We start from the raw sequence: 15,138 nt of genomic DNA on the forward strand, positions 1-15,138 counted from the left end.
CCTGAACGAAAGAGAGTAAGCATGCGTTTTGTTCGAACCAGCGTCGGCGTCATCGCCGCAGCTGTCCTGCTCACCGGTTGCGCTGCGGGCGGGTCGACCGGGTCCGCCGAGGTAGACACATCGACAAATCCCGCAGATGTGGGTGGTGAGGTCTCCTACGCCATCTGGGATGTGAACCAGCAGGCCGGTATGGAAGCGCTCATCGAGGACTTCAACAAGACGTACCCGAACGTGGATGTTTCTGTCGAGGTTACGGCGTACGGCCAGTACTTCACGAAGCTACAGACTCAGGGATCATCGGGCACGCTGCCGGATGTGTTCTGGATGAACGGCCCGAACTTCCAGCTGTTCGCGTCCAACGGCATGCTCGCCCCGCTTGCCCCTCTCGAAGAAGCAGGCATGGTCGATGCCGCCGACTACCCGCCCGCGATGAACGAGCTGTACTCGCTCGATGGTGAGATGTACGGCATTCCGAAGGACTTCGACACGATCGCCGTCTTCTACAACCGCGAGATCCTCGAGCGCGCAGGCCTCGAGGAGCCGACGTCGGATTGGACCTGGGATGACTATCACGCCATGGCCAAGCAGATCAGCGACACCCTCGGATCCGAGGGCATCGTCGGTGCGGGCGACAACTATGACAACCAGCCGATGGTCTACCCGGCGATCCTCGGCAACGGCGGCTTCATCATCGAAGACGGCAAGAGCGGATACGACGACCCGAAGACGATCGAGGCGCTAGAGTTCTGGACCGAGATGGTGGCGGACGGCTCGATGCTGACACCCGCGCAGAATGCGGACACCGCTGGCACTCAGCGCTTCATGAACGGCCAGGCCGGCATGGTTTGGTCGGGCACGTGGCAGGTCGGACCGCTGCTGGACTCCGTCGTCAAGGACAAGATCGGCGTCGTCGAGCTTCCGCTGGCCCCGACCGGTGACCGCCAGACGGTGATCCACGGCATCGGCAACGTCATGAGCGCGAAGGCGGCGGGCGACGCGGCTTCGCAGGCATTCCTCGCCTATCTCGGTTCCGAGGAAGCGGCCCTGATCCAGGCGGAGCTGGGCATCGCCAACCCGGCGTTCAACGACACCCAGCAGGCCTGGGTCGCCTCCGCTCCGGATTACACCCTCGAGACCTTCCTGAATGCGGCCACCGACTACGCGCAGCCGTACCCGGTGTCGAAGAACACCAGTGCCTGGAACAAGCTCGAGACCGAGCTGCTCCCTGAGGCGTTCTCCGGCGACCGTCCCGTCGCAGAGGTGGCCAAGGACCTCGCGGAGCAAATGAACCAGGCTCTGGCCAAGGAGAAGTAACCGGTCATGGCAACATTGACTACCGGGGCGGATGCAGCAGTCGCATCCGCCCCCGTGACCGGGGGGATGCCTGCCGCATCCACGCCTCGTCGACGCGGGAGCGCTGATGGATGGTGGCCCGCTCTGTTCGTGCTGCCTCTGTTCGCCGGCGTCGCCCTGTTCTATCTGTGGCCGCTCGTGCAGTCGCTGTACTACAGCTTCACCGAGTGGGGTGTCTTCGGCGGCACCACGTGGATCGGCATCGACAACTACACGCGTCTGCTCCAGGATCCCAGTGTGCTGCGTTCGATTCTGAACACGGTGATCTACACGCTCATCCTTTTGCTGGGCATCCCGATCGCGACGATCTTCGCCAGCCTGCTCAACCGTCCCGGTCTGCGCTTCGCGACGGTCTACCGGATCTGCTTCTTCCTTCCCTACGTCGCCATGCCCACGGCCATCTCGATGGTGTGGAAGATCATTTACAACCAGGATTACGGCGTCATCAACTCCGCGCTCCGCGTTTTCGGCATCGAGGGGCCGGCGTGGATCGCTACGGAGTGGTTCGCCCTCATCGCCGTGTCAGTGCTGGGACTGTGGATGTCAATCGGATTCAACATGATCATCCTGTCCGCTGGGCTCAAGGGCATCCCCGCCGAGCTGTACGAGGCATCTGCTTTGGACGGCGCCTCGCAGTCTCGGCAGTTCTTCGCCGTCACCGTACCGCTGCTGACACCATCGATCTTCTTCCTCTCGGTGATGACTCTGATCTCTGGATTCCAGCTCTTCGATCTGCTCTATGCACTGCTCGGCCCGACCAACCCGGTGATGCCCAAGACACAGTCGCTGGTCTTCATGTTCTACGACGCGGCGTTCCTCACCAACGAAAAGGGGTACGCCTCGGCGATCGCCATGGTCGTCCTGGTGATCATCGCCGTATGCACGGTGATGCAATTCAAACTCCAGCGGAGGTGGGTGCACTATGTCGACTGAGGCTCTTGTGACAGGACGAAGCCTGTCCGCACCGCCGCGACGTGTGACAGGCGGGCGTCAAGGCAGTAATCGGGTTGCCCACGTGGTGCTCATCATCGCGTCTCTCGTGATGCTGTTCCCGTTCCTCTGGCAGATCAAGCTGTCGATCTCCACCGAGGCGGAGATCATGTCGGTGCCGCCGAACTTCTGGCCGTCGGGGGTGGAATGGGAGAACTACGTCGAGGTCTTCCAGCGACTGCCGTTCCTCAGTCAGTTCTGGGTCTCGGTGGCGATCACGCTGCTGCGCACTGCCGGACAGGTGATTCTCTGCGCGATGGCTGGATACGCGTTCGCTCGGATGCAGTTCCGCTTCAAGGGGCTGCTGCTGGGCGTCATCCTGTCGATCCTGATGGTTCCGGGCCAGGTATACCTGATCCCGCAGTACCAGATCATTCAGAACCTCGGCCTGCTGAACACGATCCTCGGCATCGCGTTGCCAGGGCTCTTCAGCGCCTTTGGGACATTCCTGATGGTGCAGTTCTTCCGGACAATGCCGATGGAGCTCGAGCAGGCAGCGCGTCTGGATGGGTGCAACAGTTGGCAGATCTTCTGGCGGGTGATGCTGCCGCTTGCCAAGCCAGGGCTCGTCTCACTGGCGATCATCACGATTCTCGCCTCCTGGAACGATCTGCTCTGGCCGTTGGTCGTCGCCAGCACGCCGGAATCGATGCCACTGTCGGTCGGACTCGCGACGCTGCAGGGTTATCGTTCCAGCATCCACACCGGAGTTCTCATGGCGGCATCCCTTCTTGCGATGGCACCCGTGCTCATCTCCTTCATCATCCTTCAGCGCCGTGTTGTCGAGGGCATCGCCTTCAGCGGCCTCAAATAGAAAGCAGTCCATGCAGAATCCGGATACCGTGGCATCCGACCTCCCTGATCTTGTCATCGGCCTCATCGGCGCAGGCGGCATCTCTCAGGTGCATGCGTCGGCGTGGAAGAAGCTGGGAGCTCATGTCCTCGTGCACTCCATCGACGGTGCACAAGAACTCGCAGAGCGCTTCGACCTGGAGGTAGTCGACTCCTTCGAAGAGGTCCTCGAGCGAGCCTCGATCATCGACATTGTGACGCCGACGCCGACGCATGAGTCGATCGCGCTCGCCGCGATCGCGGCCGGCAAGAACATCGTCTGCGAAAAGCCGTTGACGCTCACGGCCGCGTCCTCTCGTGCGGTTTTCGAGGCGGCGAGGGCGGCGGGGGTGCAGATATACCCGGCACATGTGGTGCGTTACACCGCGCCCTACGAGGCTGCGCATCGAGCGATCACGGCCGGACGACTGGGCCGCGTCGCGGTCGCACGATTCCACCGAGAGGCATCGAGCCCGGCGATCGGCACCTGGTTCCAGGACGTGGCGCTCTCTGGTGGCGTGATCATGGATCTGATGCTGCATGATCTCGATCAGGCTCGTTGGATCTGCGGCGAAGTCGTCACCGTCTATGCCGTGCAGAATCCGCCGACCGTCGACGGCGTCATCGCGCCCTTCGTCTCCGCGCACGTCACGCTGACCCATGAGGGCGGCGCGATCTCGCACGTCCACGCGACCTGGGCAGCGACGGGCACGAAGTTCAAGACCGGGTTCTCCATTGCAGGCACCGACGGGGTCATCAGCTACTCTTCCCTGGAGAACAGCGGTCTCACGCTCGAGCTGCAGGACGCGGATGATGAAGGACTCACGATCCCGACGACTCAGCTGCGGGAGAGTCCGTACCTCGGCGAGATCCGAGAGTTCACCGCGGCATTCAACGGTGGCCCGGCGCCGCGAGTGAACGCCGAGGACGGCGCTGTCGCGGTCTACCTCGCCGAAGCCGCCCAGCGGTCGCTGGAGAGCGGGAAGGTCATTGTGATGTCGGAGTTCAGCACAATCGAGGAGAAGACCGCGTGAAGGTTGGTATTGCGTCATTCGCTCATGTGCACGCGGCGGGCTACGTCAAGACCCTGCTCGGCACTGCTGGCGTCGAACTGCTCGTCAGCGACCCGGACGGGCGCACGGCACCCGATGCCGCACCGCGTGGCGCTGAGCTGGCCGCGGAGCTCGGCGTCGAGTACGTCGACGATTATGACGCGCTGTTCAGCTGGGGCCCCGATGCGCTCATCGTCACGACCGAGAACGTCCATCATCGCGCACTCGTCGAGCGGGCGGCGGCAGAAGGAGTCCACGTCCTCTGCGAGAAGCCGATCGCGACCGAGGTCGAGGATGCCGAAGCGATGATCGCCGCATGCGAGGCAGCCGGGGTGATCCTGATGATCGCGTATCCAGTTCGGTTTGCCCCGCAATTCACGGCCTTGCGTCATCACGTTGATGCCGGTGCGCTCGGCGAGCTGTTCGCGATCGTCGGAACGAACAACGGCAAGATCCCGATCGACTCACGGCGGTGGTTCACCGACCCCGCGCTGTCCGGAGGTGGTGCTCTCGTCGATCATGTCGTCCACTGCGCTGACTTGATCGACGCGCTCACCGGCGGAGCGCGCGCAGAGACGGTGTACGCCGCTGCGAACTCGATTCTGCACTCGGAGAAGGACGTCGAAGTCGAGACCGGCGGACTGGTCACCATCACTTACGACAACGGACTCATCGCAACGATCGACTGCTCATGGAGCCAGCCCGACAACGCACCGACCTGGGGCGGAGTCACTCTGGAGGTCACCGGCACCCGAGGTTCTGTGCAGGTCGAGCCGTTTGCCGAGCATGTCGGGGGTGTAGGCGTCGAGGGAGGCATTCGCCTCGGCTACGCAACCGATATCGACGCTCTCATGGTGGATGAATTCCTCGCAGCTGTGCGCAGCACCGGCCCCGCCGCCACCGGGCGCGCACCCGCCGCGATTCCCCAGCCCGACGGGCAGGTCGGTCTGCGTACGCTGTCGATCGTCGATGCCGCACGCCGCTCTGCGCGCTCCGGTGAACCGGTGTCGATCCGCTGAGCGGAGGTTGACCCGTCTGGGGCGCGAACCGGACGAGTCCCCATCGGCGGCGGGCCGCTGATGGGGACTCGCACGCCGCCGCGCCGGGTAAACTGTGAAAAACCCCTGCCCGCCAGTGCCGCAAGGCCGACGAGCCATTTGAGGAGCCGCGAATGCTAGTGCTCCTCGCTGTGTTCCTTCTCGGGGCTCTCATCCTTCCCGCGTTGGTGCGCTGGCTCGGAGCACGGGCTTTCGCCATTGCCGCTCTTATTCCCGCTGCGGCATTTGTCCAGGCACTGGTCATGACACCGCAGGTTCTGGCCGCAGATCCAACCCCGTTCGAGTCGGTCGAGTGGATTCCGCAGCTCGGGCTCAACCTCTCGATGCACATGGATGTGCTCGGCTGGGTGCTCACGCTGATCGTCACCGGCGTTGGAGCACTCGTGCTGCTGTACTGCCGCTGGTACTTCTTCGACGACACCGTCGATGTCGGTCAGTTCGCGGGAGTCCTGCTCGGCTTCGCGGGGGCGATGTACGGCCTGGTTCTTACTGATGACCTGGTGATCCTCGTGATGTTCTGGGAAGTCACCAGCATCCTCTCTTATCTGCTCATCGGTCACTATCGCCGCCGTGCAGCCAGCCGTCGTGCGGCCCTGCAGGCGCTGCTGGTGACGACCCTCGGCGGCCTGGTGATGTTCGTCGGCGTCGTGCTGCTGGTCGTTGACACCGGCACGTCGAGCATCATCGAGATCCTCGAGCTCGCGCCAACCGGACCGATAGTCAATGCCGCGATCGTGATGCTGCTGGTCGGTGCGCTGAGCAAGTCGGCGATCTTCCCGTTCCACTTCTGGCTTCCCGGCGCCATGGCTGCCCCGACCCCGGTCAGCGCCTATCTGCACGCCGCGGCGATGGTGAAAGCCGGCATCTACCTGATCGCCCGGTTCGCACCGATCTTCGCGCTGTCTGACGCGTGGCGACCGATCGTCATATCGCTCGGCGTCTTCACGATGCTCATCGGCGGGGTGCAGGCCCTGCGTGAAACCGACCTCAAGCGCATTCTTGCCTTCGGCACGGTGAGCCAGCTCGGGTTCTTCACCGTCGTCGTCGGTTATGGCACGCAAGCGGCGGCACTGGCTGGACTGGCACTGGTCATCGGCCACGCCCTGTTCAAGTCGGCGTTGTTCCTCATCGTCGGTGTCATCGACCGTCAGCTGTCCACTCGAGACATCACCGAGCTCTCCGGCGTCGGCAGGCAGGCTCCGGTGATGACGACGGCCGCGTTCATCTCGGTCGCGTCGATGGCCGGCATCGCGCCGACGATCGGGTTCGTCGCCAAGGAATCGGCGCTGACCGCGTTGCTCGACGACGCGGTGGGCGGATCACCGTGGGGACTCGTCGCACTGATCGGCGTGATTCTGGGATCTATGCTCACTGCGGCATATGGCGCGCGCTTCCTGTGGGGTGCGTTCTGGAAGAAGCGCGATGACCGTGGCGAGCGGATGCCGGACACTGTCTGGCCCGACCCGCCGGTGGGCTTCCTCTCGGCCCCCATCATCCTCGCCGGCCTCACGGTCGCCGCAGGCATCGGCGCTCCGGCCGTGGACGTCGCGCTGCACGGTTATGCGGTCACGGCGAGCCCGGGTCTGGATGCTGCCGGCCAGGCCGTCGAAGGCCCGGGGCATCTCGCCCTCTGGCACGGCTTCGAGCCGGCACTCGGTATCTCTGTTGCGTCGATACTGCTCGGTGTCGGGATCTTCCTGCTCACCCGCCGAACCGGCTGGGACCGCCGGCCGCGCGTGCTGAAGTTCACCGCCGCGGACGTGTATGCACTTGTCATGCGCGGCATCGACCGACTCTCGGTCATCACCACCAGTCTCACCCAGCGTGGCTCGCTGCCCGTGTACGTCGGCACGATCTTCGTGGTCTTCGTCGCGGCGGAAACCACTGCGCTGCTCGCCACCGACCTCGATCGGTTGAACCTCTCTGCGTGGCACACGCCGACGCAGCTTGCCGTCGCCCCGATCATGGCGATCGCCGCGGTGGTCGCTGTGCAAGCACGCAAGCGTTACACCGGAGTGGTGCTGGTCTCGGTGACCGGCCTTGGCATGGTCGCGCTGTTCGCGACCAGCGGGGCGCCCGACCTCGCCCTCACTCAGATTCTCGTCGAGACCGTCACCCTGGTCACGTTCGCCCTGGTGCTGCGTCGTCTGCCGTCGCGCATGGGGGAGCACAACGCCTCGGTCTCTCGCATCCCGCGCGCTGTGCTGGCGATCGGCGTCGGCGTCACGATGGCGTTCGTCGCTGTCGTGGCCACTCAAGCGCGCACCGCCCCGCCGATCTCGCTCAGCTTCCCCGAACTCGCATACGAGTTCGGACACGGTAAGAACGTCGTCAATGTCGCGCTCGTCGACCTCCGCGGCTGGGACACCATGGGCGAACTGTCGGTTCTCGTGCTGGCTGCGACGGGCGTGGCATCCCTCGTGTTCGTCACCCATCGCGCCGACATGCTCTCGCAGCGTCCGTCCCTGCCCCGCCGCGTTAAGCGGAAGGTGCGCATCGCGCCACTGGTGGAAACGACCGACGGCATCCGCTTCCAGACCGCCGAGAACCGCAGCAACCCGCGCGCCTGGCTCGTCGGGGGGCAGCAGATGAAGCCCGAGGATCGTTCGATTCTGCTCGAGGTGATCGTCCGCATTCTGTTCCACACCATCATCGTCGTCTCGATCTACCTGCTGTTCGCCGGCCACAATGGCCCGGGCGGCGGTTTCGCCGGTGGTCTGGTCGCCGGCATGGCCCTGGTGATGCGCTACATCGCCGGCGGACGGTGGGAGTTGGGCGCGGCCGCACCCGCGGATGCCGGACGCCTGCTGGGTGCTGGATTGATCCTGGCCGTCGGCACCGCCGTCATGCCGCTGTTCTTCGGACTCTCGCCGCTGACCAGCACGTTCTGGGAGTGGGAGATTCCGCTGATCGGACACATGGAGTTCGTCACCTCGACGATCTTCGACGTCGGCGTATACCTGGTCGTAATCGGTCTCGTGCTCGATGTGCTGCGCAGTCTCGGCGCTGAAGTCGATAAGCAGGCGCAGGAGATGCGCGTACGGGGGGTGAGTCGCTGATGGATGTCTCGCTCACTCTGATCCTCGTGATGGCCGTGCTGTTCGCCGCCGGTGTGTACGCCATGCTCGAGCGCAGCCTGACCCGCGTGTTGATCGGCTTCCTGCTGCTGGGCAACGCCACCAACCTGCTGCTGCTGATCGTGATGGGCGTCCCCGGAAACGCACCGTTCTACGGCGAGACCGATGTCACCGACCCGTTACCGCAGGCGCTGACGCTGACGGCCATCGTGATCACCTTTGCCGTCTCGGCATTCCTGCTGGCGCTCATCTACCGCTCCTGGCAGCTGGGTCAGGCCGACACCGTTGAAGACGACGAGGCCGATATCGCCCTGCGCCAGCGCACGGATGAAGACGAAGACGTCATGGATGACGAAGACGACACCAGCGACGATGACGCCACCACCGACTTCGTGGACGTGCGCACCGCCCCCATCACCGTGCTGAACATGCGTGATCATCCCTCGATTCAGGATGACGCGCCGATAGACAGGCTCTACTCAGAGCCTTCGCGGCCGGACGCTTCGACAGACGCAACGACCGAGGGGGAGGAAGACCGCACATGACCGCGCTCGTTCCCCTTCTCGTCGCCCTGCCGCTGCTGGGCGCGGCGATCACCCTCGTCTTCGGTCGTAGCCCGCGACTGCAGGTGTTCGTCACTGTCGCCAGCCTCGTCGCGGTCGCGATCATCGCCGCCATGCTGCTGATTGCCGTCGACGGCGGAACACCGCTCGCGGTTTCGGTCGGCGGTTGGCCGGTGCCCTTCGGCATCGTGCTCTACGTGGACCGGCTGGCCGCGCTGCTCGTGCTGATCTCGAGCGTCGTGCTGCTCGCAGTGCTCTTCTTCTCGATCGGCCAGGGTGCCGCAGACGGGTCGGATGAGACGCCGATCTCGATCTTCAACCCCTCCTACCTCATCCTCGCCGCGGGTATCTTCAACGCCTTCATCGCCGGTGACCTGTTCAACCTCTACGTGGGGTTCGAAATCCTGCTGGTGGCGTCGTATGTGCTGATCACGCTCGGCGGCACCGAGTCGCGCATCCGCACGGGCGCGGTCTACATCGTCGTCTCATTGGTGTCGTCGATCCTGTTCCTCGCCGCGATCGCCGCGATCTACGGGGCACTGGGCACGGTCAACATGGCGCAGATCGCCGAGCGAATGGGCGAGTTGCCGCAGGAGACGCAGCTGGTGCTGCACCTGATGCTGCTGGTCGCCTTCGGCATCAAGGCCGCGATCTTCCCGGTGTCGTTCTGGCTGCCAGACTCCTATCCGACCGCGCCTGCACCGGTCACGGCCGTCTTCGCCGGGCTGCTCACCAAGGTCGGTGTCTACGCGCTGATCCGTACCGAGACGCAACTGTTCGCCGAAAACAGCATCAATACGCTCCTGCTGATCGTCGCGATGGCGACAATGGTGATCGGCGTGCTCGGTGCGGTGGCGCAGGCGGAACTCAAACGAATTCTCTCGTTCACGCTGGTCAGTCACGTGGGCTACATGATCTTCGGCCTGGCGATCGCCACCCCCGCCGCGATCGGTGCGACGGTGTACTACATCGTGCACCATATCGTCGTGCAGACGACCCTGTTCCTGGCGGTCGGGCTCATTGAACGAAGAGCGGGCAGCACATCGATTCTGCGTGTGAACGGACTGCTGAAGATTGCGCCGCTGCTGGCGGTGCTGTACTTCATCCCCGCAATCAACCTGGGCGGGTTGCCGCCGTTCTCCGGTTTCATCGGAAAGTTCGCGCTGTTCGATGCCGCGGCATCCGTGGGCACACCACTGATGATGGTGCTGATCTTCAGCGGCATCATCACCTCGCTGCTCACCCTCTACGCTCTGATGCGCGCGTGGAATCTCGCCTTCTGGCGCGAAGAAGCGGACTCGACCGAGACCGATGCTGACCGTCGCATCTCCTACCTCGACAACGCACCCGCAGCCGACGAGCAGCAGGAACGCCGCCACATCCCGCGGATCATGACCGTTGCCACCGCGGGAATGGTCGGCGTCACCCTGATGCTGACGATCTTCGCCGGGCCCCTCTATGCGCTGTGCGATCGCATCGGCGCCTCGCTGCTGCAGCCGGTGAACCTCATTCAGCTCGAACAGGAGGTCGAGTCGTGAGCCCGCAGACACCGCGCAGCCTCGCGCGCGACCTGTGGGCGCAGCTGCCGTTCCTGGCGTGGCTCATCCTGTTGTGGATGCTGTTGTGGAGCCAGTTCACGGTACTGTCCTTCCTCACCGGATTCATCGTCGCGGTCTTCGTCACCCGCGTCTTTCGCCTCCCGACCATCGAACTGTCCGGACGCATCAACCTCTGGTACGCGTTCCTGTTCGTCGTGCAGTTCCTGTGGGCCGTGGTTGCCGGCGCCGTCTCGGTCACGGTTCAGGTGTTCGATTTCCGACGCCAACCGGGTGTGGCGATCATCGCGGTGCCGCTGAAGTATGCGGATGACCTGATCATGACGCACGTCTCGGTCACCTCGTCGCTCATCCCTGGATCTCTCGTGGTCGAAACCGATCGGCATCGCCGCATCCTCTATCTGCACATCATCGGGGTGCGCAATCTGGCTGAAGCGCACGCCACGCGCGACGGCATCCTGCAGTGGGAGAAGCGGATCGTGCGTGCGCTGGGCAGTCCGGCGCAGTATCGTGCGCTGAAAGAGGACGAACGCACCGGAGGTGGACGATGAGCATCCTGATGATATTGATCCTCGTCGTGTTCGGCCTTGCCGCGATCCTGACGGTGGTTCGGATCATCCGTGGCCCGTCGATTCTTGACCGTGCCGTGGCATCCGATGTGCTGCTGACCGAGGTGATGTGCGTGTTGGGCGCCGAGATGGCGATCAATGGGCACACCCGCAGCATCCCGGTGATGCTGATCATCGCCGCGGTCGGCGTTTTCGGATCGATCTCCGTTGCCCGCTACGTCGCGCGAAGGGACAACACGACGACATGAACGTGCTCGGTTTTGTGATTCCGGATGCCGTCATTGATGTGGCGGTGCTCGTGCTCATCCTGCTCGGAGCGCTGCTGTGCCTGTCTGCCGCGGTCGGGCTGCTGCACTTCCGCGACGTGCCCTCTCGGCTGCATGCGGCCACCAAGCCCCAGGTGCTCGGGGTCATCTTGATCTGCCTGGCCGTCGCCGTGTCGCAGCGCTCGATCGGCGGCATTCTGCTGGGAATCGCTCTTGTCGCGCCGATCGTGCTGATGCAGTTCGCCACGGCGCCGCTTTCGGCGCACATTGTCGGACGCCAGGCGTATCGCAACGGCACCGCCGAGGAACGCCGCCTGGTCGTGGACGAACTGGCCGAATCGAAGCAGACGCCGCCCGCCGCGGGGTAGTTGGCGGGCTGGTGTGGGTGTGCCGCTTTGCCGGTGCGTCGCTGCGCCCCTTTTCCCGCGCACAACTCCTGAGAAACATGGCCTCAGTGGCCTGAAACGCACGGTTTCGCGCGCACAGCGGTGATTCTTCAGGAGTTATGCGCGCGGCGACTCCTTCTGCACAATCGGCCGATGGCCGAAGTGGCACCGAAAGCCTGTGGATAACCCGCCCGCGCGGCGCGCCGCACGCCATCGTGTCGTTATGAAGACGGTGAGGCAGAAGTACTTCGAGGCATATCGGCCGGTCATCTCCACGCGCGCGGAACTTCACGCGGCGGGGATGACCGGCAATGACATCACAGCAGCAGTTCGTTACAAGCACCTGCTGCGCCTGCGGCGCAACCACTACGCCCGGCCAGATCTCTCTGCCGACGTGGCCGAGGCCGTGCGCATCGGCGGTCGGATCTCGTGCCTCTCGCTGCTGCAGATGATCGGCATCTTCGTGCTGGAAGTGTCCGGACTGCACGTCCATGTGCCGCCGCTGATGTCGCGCATCCGCACGAAGAAGAGTAAATCGACGCGATTGCACTGGGGGCGCTGGTCTGAGGACGCCTGTCAGAAACACGTGGTTCCGTTCCACGACGCTGTGCGCCAGGCGATCCGCTGCCAGACGCCCCGCGCGGCACTGGCAACGCTCGACAGCATCGTTCATCACGGGCTGATGACGTACGAGCAGCTCGTCGAGCTCTTCGCCGACTTGCCCGATCGGTTCAGGGCGCTTCTTCCCCTCGTGGATGCCTCCGCTGCCTCCGGCCCCGAAACGTTCATGCGGCTCATACTGCGCTCCCTGGGAGTGACTTACGAAACTCAGGTTCTGTTACCGGGTGTGGGCTACGTCGACTTCATCGTGGACGGCTGGCTCATCATCGAGTGCGACAGTAAGGAGTTCCACGAGGGCTGGGAGAAGCAGGTCGAGGATCGAGACAGAGACATCGCCGCTGCCCAGCTCGGCTATGTCACCGTTCGGCCCCTCGCCGGCGACGTTCTCTGGCACTCCACGAACGTGCGCCGACAGCTGGTGGACATCATCGCTGCGCTCGGGCCGAAGTTCATCAATCCGGGTCGCGCATAACTCCTGAGAAGTACCGGCATCTGGCCCGAAAAACAGCCGCCACGCGCGAGCATCCGCCGTTTCTCAGGAGTTGTGCACGGGATCGGCGGCCATGCGAGGATGGCATGTGCATTCAGCAGGAAGCCCCCTCGTCCGCCTCGGCGCATGGGTGCGTACGAGCCTGGAAGATCCCGTGCTCCGCGCCCTCGTCACAGCAACCGCGGTCTCGCGGATCGGGCGCGGGGTGTTCTTCGCCATCACCGTGTTGTTCTTCACGCAGATCATCGGACTCAGCGGCACAGAGGCCGCCATCGTGCTCGCGGTTGCAAGCGCCTGCGGTGTTCTCGCCTCGCTGCTCGGCGGGTGGTTGGCCGACCGTTGGAGCGCCCGGCGACTGACGTTCGCGTTTGAACTTCTCGGCGCGATCTTCTTGATCGGCTACGCCTTCGTCGGCGACTTCGTCAGTGCGCTCATCATCGCGTGTGTCGGCAACTTCTTTGACACGCTCGGCCACTCTTCGCGTTCGGCGATCATTGCTCGCGGCCTCTCACCGGACAAGCGCGTGAACGCCAGGGCAGTGCTGCGCACGATCACCAACCTTTCCATCGCCCTCGGTGCCGGCATAGCGGCCATCGCTCTCGCAATCGGCACGGCCGTGGCGTATCGGAGCGTTATCGTCGCTGCCGGCGTTCTCGGAGTGCTCGGGGCAATGGCGCTGCTTCGCCTGCCTGCGCACGTGGACGCACCTGCGCGCGGCGCCGTCGAGCCGGTGCACACCGAGACCGGCTCAATCGACACGGCAGCGTCGGAGCGGAGCGCACGTGAATCGCGTCGCGACTGGAACCGGCGTTCGCCCTGGCGTGATCGGCGCTATCTCCTGCTCACCTTGCTCTCAGCGATGTTCGGGATGCAGTTCGGGGTGGCGGAAGTGGGGATGCCGCTGTGGATCACGACGGCAACCAATGCCCCCGAGGTGACCGTGGCCATCCTCCTGATCGTGAACACCACGCTGGTGGTGATCTTCCAGGTGCCGATGTCTCGCGGCACGCACGACATCCGTACCGCGGGGCGCGTCACCATGATCGCCGGGTGGCTGATGGCGGCTGCGTGTATCGTCTACGCACTGTCGGCCGGTCTTCCCGCCTGGTTCGCGATCGTGGTGCTCATCATCGCCGCGGTCACGCACACGTTCGCCGAAGTGCTATCCCAGGCCGGTGCCTGGGGGCTCAGCTTCGAGCTGGCAGATTCGAAGCGAGCGGGCGCTTACCAGGGCGTCTTCGGTATGGGTTTCTCCCTCTCGGCCCTGGCCTCGCCGATCCTGGTCAATGCAACGGCAATCGAGCTCGGAATCGTCGGATGGATCATTCTCGCGGTGATCTTCCTGGGCGCGGCGCTCGGAATTGCCGCGATCGCACGCCGCGCAGCGGCACCCCGCGTGCATAACTCCTGAGAAACAGGCCAGGTCGGGGTCGCTGGGGCCCCTGCACCACTAATCTCGGGAATTCTTCAGGAGTTGTGCGCGGACACACAGCCGCAGCCGCAGCCGCAGCCGCAGCCGCAGCCGCAGCCCCAGTCGCAGCCCCGCCACGCCACCCCACCTCAGAGCGAGCGGGCAAACTCCGTGATGATCTCGGCGGCGAGCTCGGCGTCGCTGATGAGCGTGCCGTGGCCGTGGTCGGGGATCTCCCGCAGCTCCGCCCGTCCGGGCACGAGCCGGGTGATCTCGGTGCACCACGACACCGGAGCCAGCGGGTCATGCGCGCCGCGCACCACCAGCACCGGGCACTTCACTTTCGCGTACGCCTTCTCCGGCTCGTGCACCACCGTCGCGCGGATCTTCCTGACCAGGTGCGGCCCGCCGCGCAGGTACTCGCGTGCTCCGCGCCACAGCACGATGGGTCGCTCGCCGATAAGGTCTCGCAGCAGGTACGTCGCCTGCTCCCATACGCTGCGTGCCGCGCTGTTGACCGTGGGCCCGGCCAGTACCAGCCCGTCGAGGAGGTCGGGATGCCGCGCTGCCAGTTCGGCCCCGATCTGACTGCCCATCGAATGGCCGATGACGACGGCATCCGAAACTCCAGCACTGCGCAGATAAGCCGCGATCAGATCGGCATGGCGCGCCATAGTCAGCGTCCGTGATGGCTCCGGGGCCTCCCCGAAGCCCGGCAGGTCGAGCGCGATGATGCGTCCGGGCAGGCGCTCGATGAAGTCGAGGTAGACGCTGCGCCCCATGCCGATGCCGTGGATGAGCACATACGGTCGCGCACCGGTGCCGAAGTCTTCGGCGATGAGTGTTGCTCCGCCATGGTCGAACTCGACGACCGATGCAGGGATACCTTCAGGGGCGAGGAGACGTTCTGGCACG

The 15,138-nt window shown here is 64.5% G+C and carries 14 protein-coding genes; 13 read left to right on the forward strand and 1 reads right to left on the reverse strand.

All coding sequences use genetic code 11. The features are described from left to right. Window positions 1-21: 21 nt before the first annotated feature. The 13 genes from ACSU1L_RS08760 (at window position 22) to ACSU1L_RS08820 (ending at window position 14,223) form a co-directional block, all read left to right on the forward strand. Complete coding sequence (locus ACSU1L_RS08760; RefSeq protein ID WP_439255463.1) at window positions 22-1,314, forward strand: ABC transporter substrate-binding protein; 1,293 nt, start codon at window positions 22-24, stop codon at window positions 1,312-1,314. Window positions 1,315-1,320: 6 nt separating this feature from the next. Next, on the forward strand, window positions 1,321-2,286 hold the full coding sequence (locus tag ACSU1L_RS08765) for a carbohydrate ABC transporter permease (RefSeq protein WP_439255464.1): 966 nt from the start codon (window positions 1,321-1,323) through the stop codon (window positions 2,284-2,286). 82 nt (window positions 2,287-2,368) lie between these two features. Next, complete coding sequence (locus tag ACSU1L_RS08770; RefSeq protein ID WP_439255465.1) at window positions 2,369-3,157, forward strand: carbohydrate ABC transporter permease; 789 nt, start codon at window positions 2,369-2,371, stop codon at window positions 3,155-3,157. Window positions 3,158-3,167: 10 nt separating this feature from the next. Beyond that, complete coding sequence (locus tag ACSU1L_RS08775; RefSeq protein ID WP_439255466.1) at window positions 3,168-4,208, forward strand: Gfo/Idh/MocA family protein; 1,041 nt, start codon at window positions 3,168-3,170, stop codon at window positions 4,206-4,208. Beyond that, window positions 4,205-5,245 carry a Gfo/Idh/MocA family protein gene (locus ACSU1L_RS08780; protein ID WP_439255467.1) on the forward strand — a complete coding sequence of 347 codons (1,041 nt, stop codon included), beginning with the start codon at window positions 4,205-4,207 and terminating at the stop codon, window positions 5,243-5,245. The genes ACSU1L_RS08775 and ACSU1L_RS08780 overlap by 4 nt, the downstream gene beginning before the upstream one ends. A 152-nt stretch (window positions 5,246-5,397) precedes the next feature. Further along, on the forward strand, window positions 5,398-8,343 hold the full coding sequence (locus ACSU1L_RS08785) for a Na+/H+ antiporter subunit A (protein ID WP_439255468.1): 2,946 nt from the start codon (window positions 5,398-5,400) through the stop codon (window positions 8,341-8,343). Then, on the forward strand, window positions 8,343-8,906 hold the full coding sequence (locus ACSU1L_RS08790; protein ID WP_438252480.1) for a Na(+)/H(+) antiporter subunit C: 564 nt from the start codon (window positions 8,343-8,345) through the stop codon (window positions 8,904-8,906). The genes ACSU1L_RS08785 and ACSU1L_RS08790 overlap by 1 nt, the downstream gene beginning before the upstream one ends. After that, the gene (locus ACSU1L_RS08795; RefSeq protein ID WP_438252481.1) at window positions 8,903-10,462 is read left to right on the forward strand and encodes a Na+/H+ antiporter subunit D; all 1,560 of its coding nucleotides are present in this window, start codon (window positions 8,903-8,905) and stop codon (window positions 10,460-10,462) included. The genes ACSU1L_RS08790 and ACSU1L_RS08795 overlap by 4 nt, the downstream gene beginning before the upstream one ends. Further along, window positions 10,459-11,031 (forward strand): Na+/H+ antiporter subunit E, encoded by a 573-nt coding sequence (locus ACSU1L_RS08800; RefSeq protein WP_439255469.1) that lies wholly within the window; start codon window positions 10,459-10,461, stop codon window positions 11,029-11,031. The genes ACSU1L_RS08795 and ACSU1L_RS08800 overlap by 4 nt, the downstream gene beginning before the upstream one ends. Further along, window positions 11,028-11,297 carry a monovalent cation/H+ antiporter complex subunit F gene (locus tag ACSU1L_RS08805; RefSeq protein WP_438252483.1) on the forward strand — a complete coding sequence of 90 codons (270 nt, stop codon included), beginning with the start codon at window positions 11,028-11,030 and terminating at the stop codon, window positions 11,295-11,297. Before ACSU1L_RS08800 ends, ACSU1L_RS08805 begins: the two co-directional genes overlap by 4 nt. Next, a complete protein-coding gene (gene mnhG, locus ACSU1L_RS08810) occupies window positions 11,294-11,683 on the forward strand; it encodes a monovalent cation/H(+) antiporter subunit G (protein ID WP_438252484.1) in 390 nt (129 codons plus the stop codon). The genes ACSU1L_RS08805 and mnhG overlap by 4 nt, the downstream gene beginning before the upstream one ends. Before the next feature lie 241 nt (window positions 11,684-11,924). After that, entirely contained in the window at window positions 11,925-12,794 is an 870-nt protein-coding gene (locus ACSU1L_RS08815) for a hypothetical protein (protein WP_439255470.1), read from the forward strand. Between the two features lie 106 nt (window positions 12,795-12,900). Beyond that, a complete protein-coding gene (locus ACSU1L_RS08820) occupies window positions 12,901-14,223 on the forward strand; it encodes an MFS transporter (protein ID WP_439255471.1) in 1,323 nt (440 codons plus the stop codon). 149 nt (window positions 14,224-14,372) lie between these two features. Here the strand turns inward: ACSU1L_RS08820 and ACSU1L_RS08825 are convergent, their stop codons facing one another. After that, entirely contained in the window at window positions 14,373-15,137 is a 765-nt protein-coding gene (locus ACSU1L_RS08825) for an alpha/beta fold hydrolase (RefSeq protein WP_439255472.1), read from the reverse strand. Window position 15,138: the final 1 nt, after the last annotated feature.

The organism is Microbacterium sp. A94, from assembly GCF_051842855.1.
Taxonomy (GTDB): domain Bacteria; phylum Actinomycetota; class Actinomycetes; order Actinomycetales; family Microbacteriaceae; genus Microbacterium.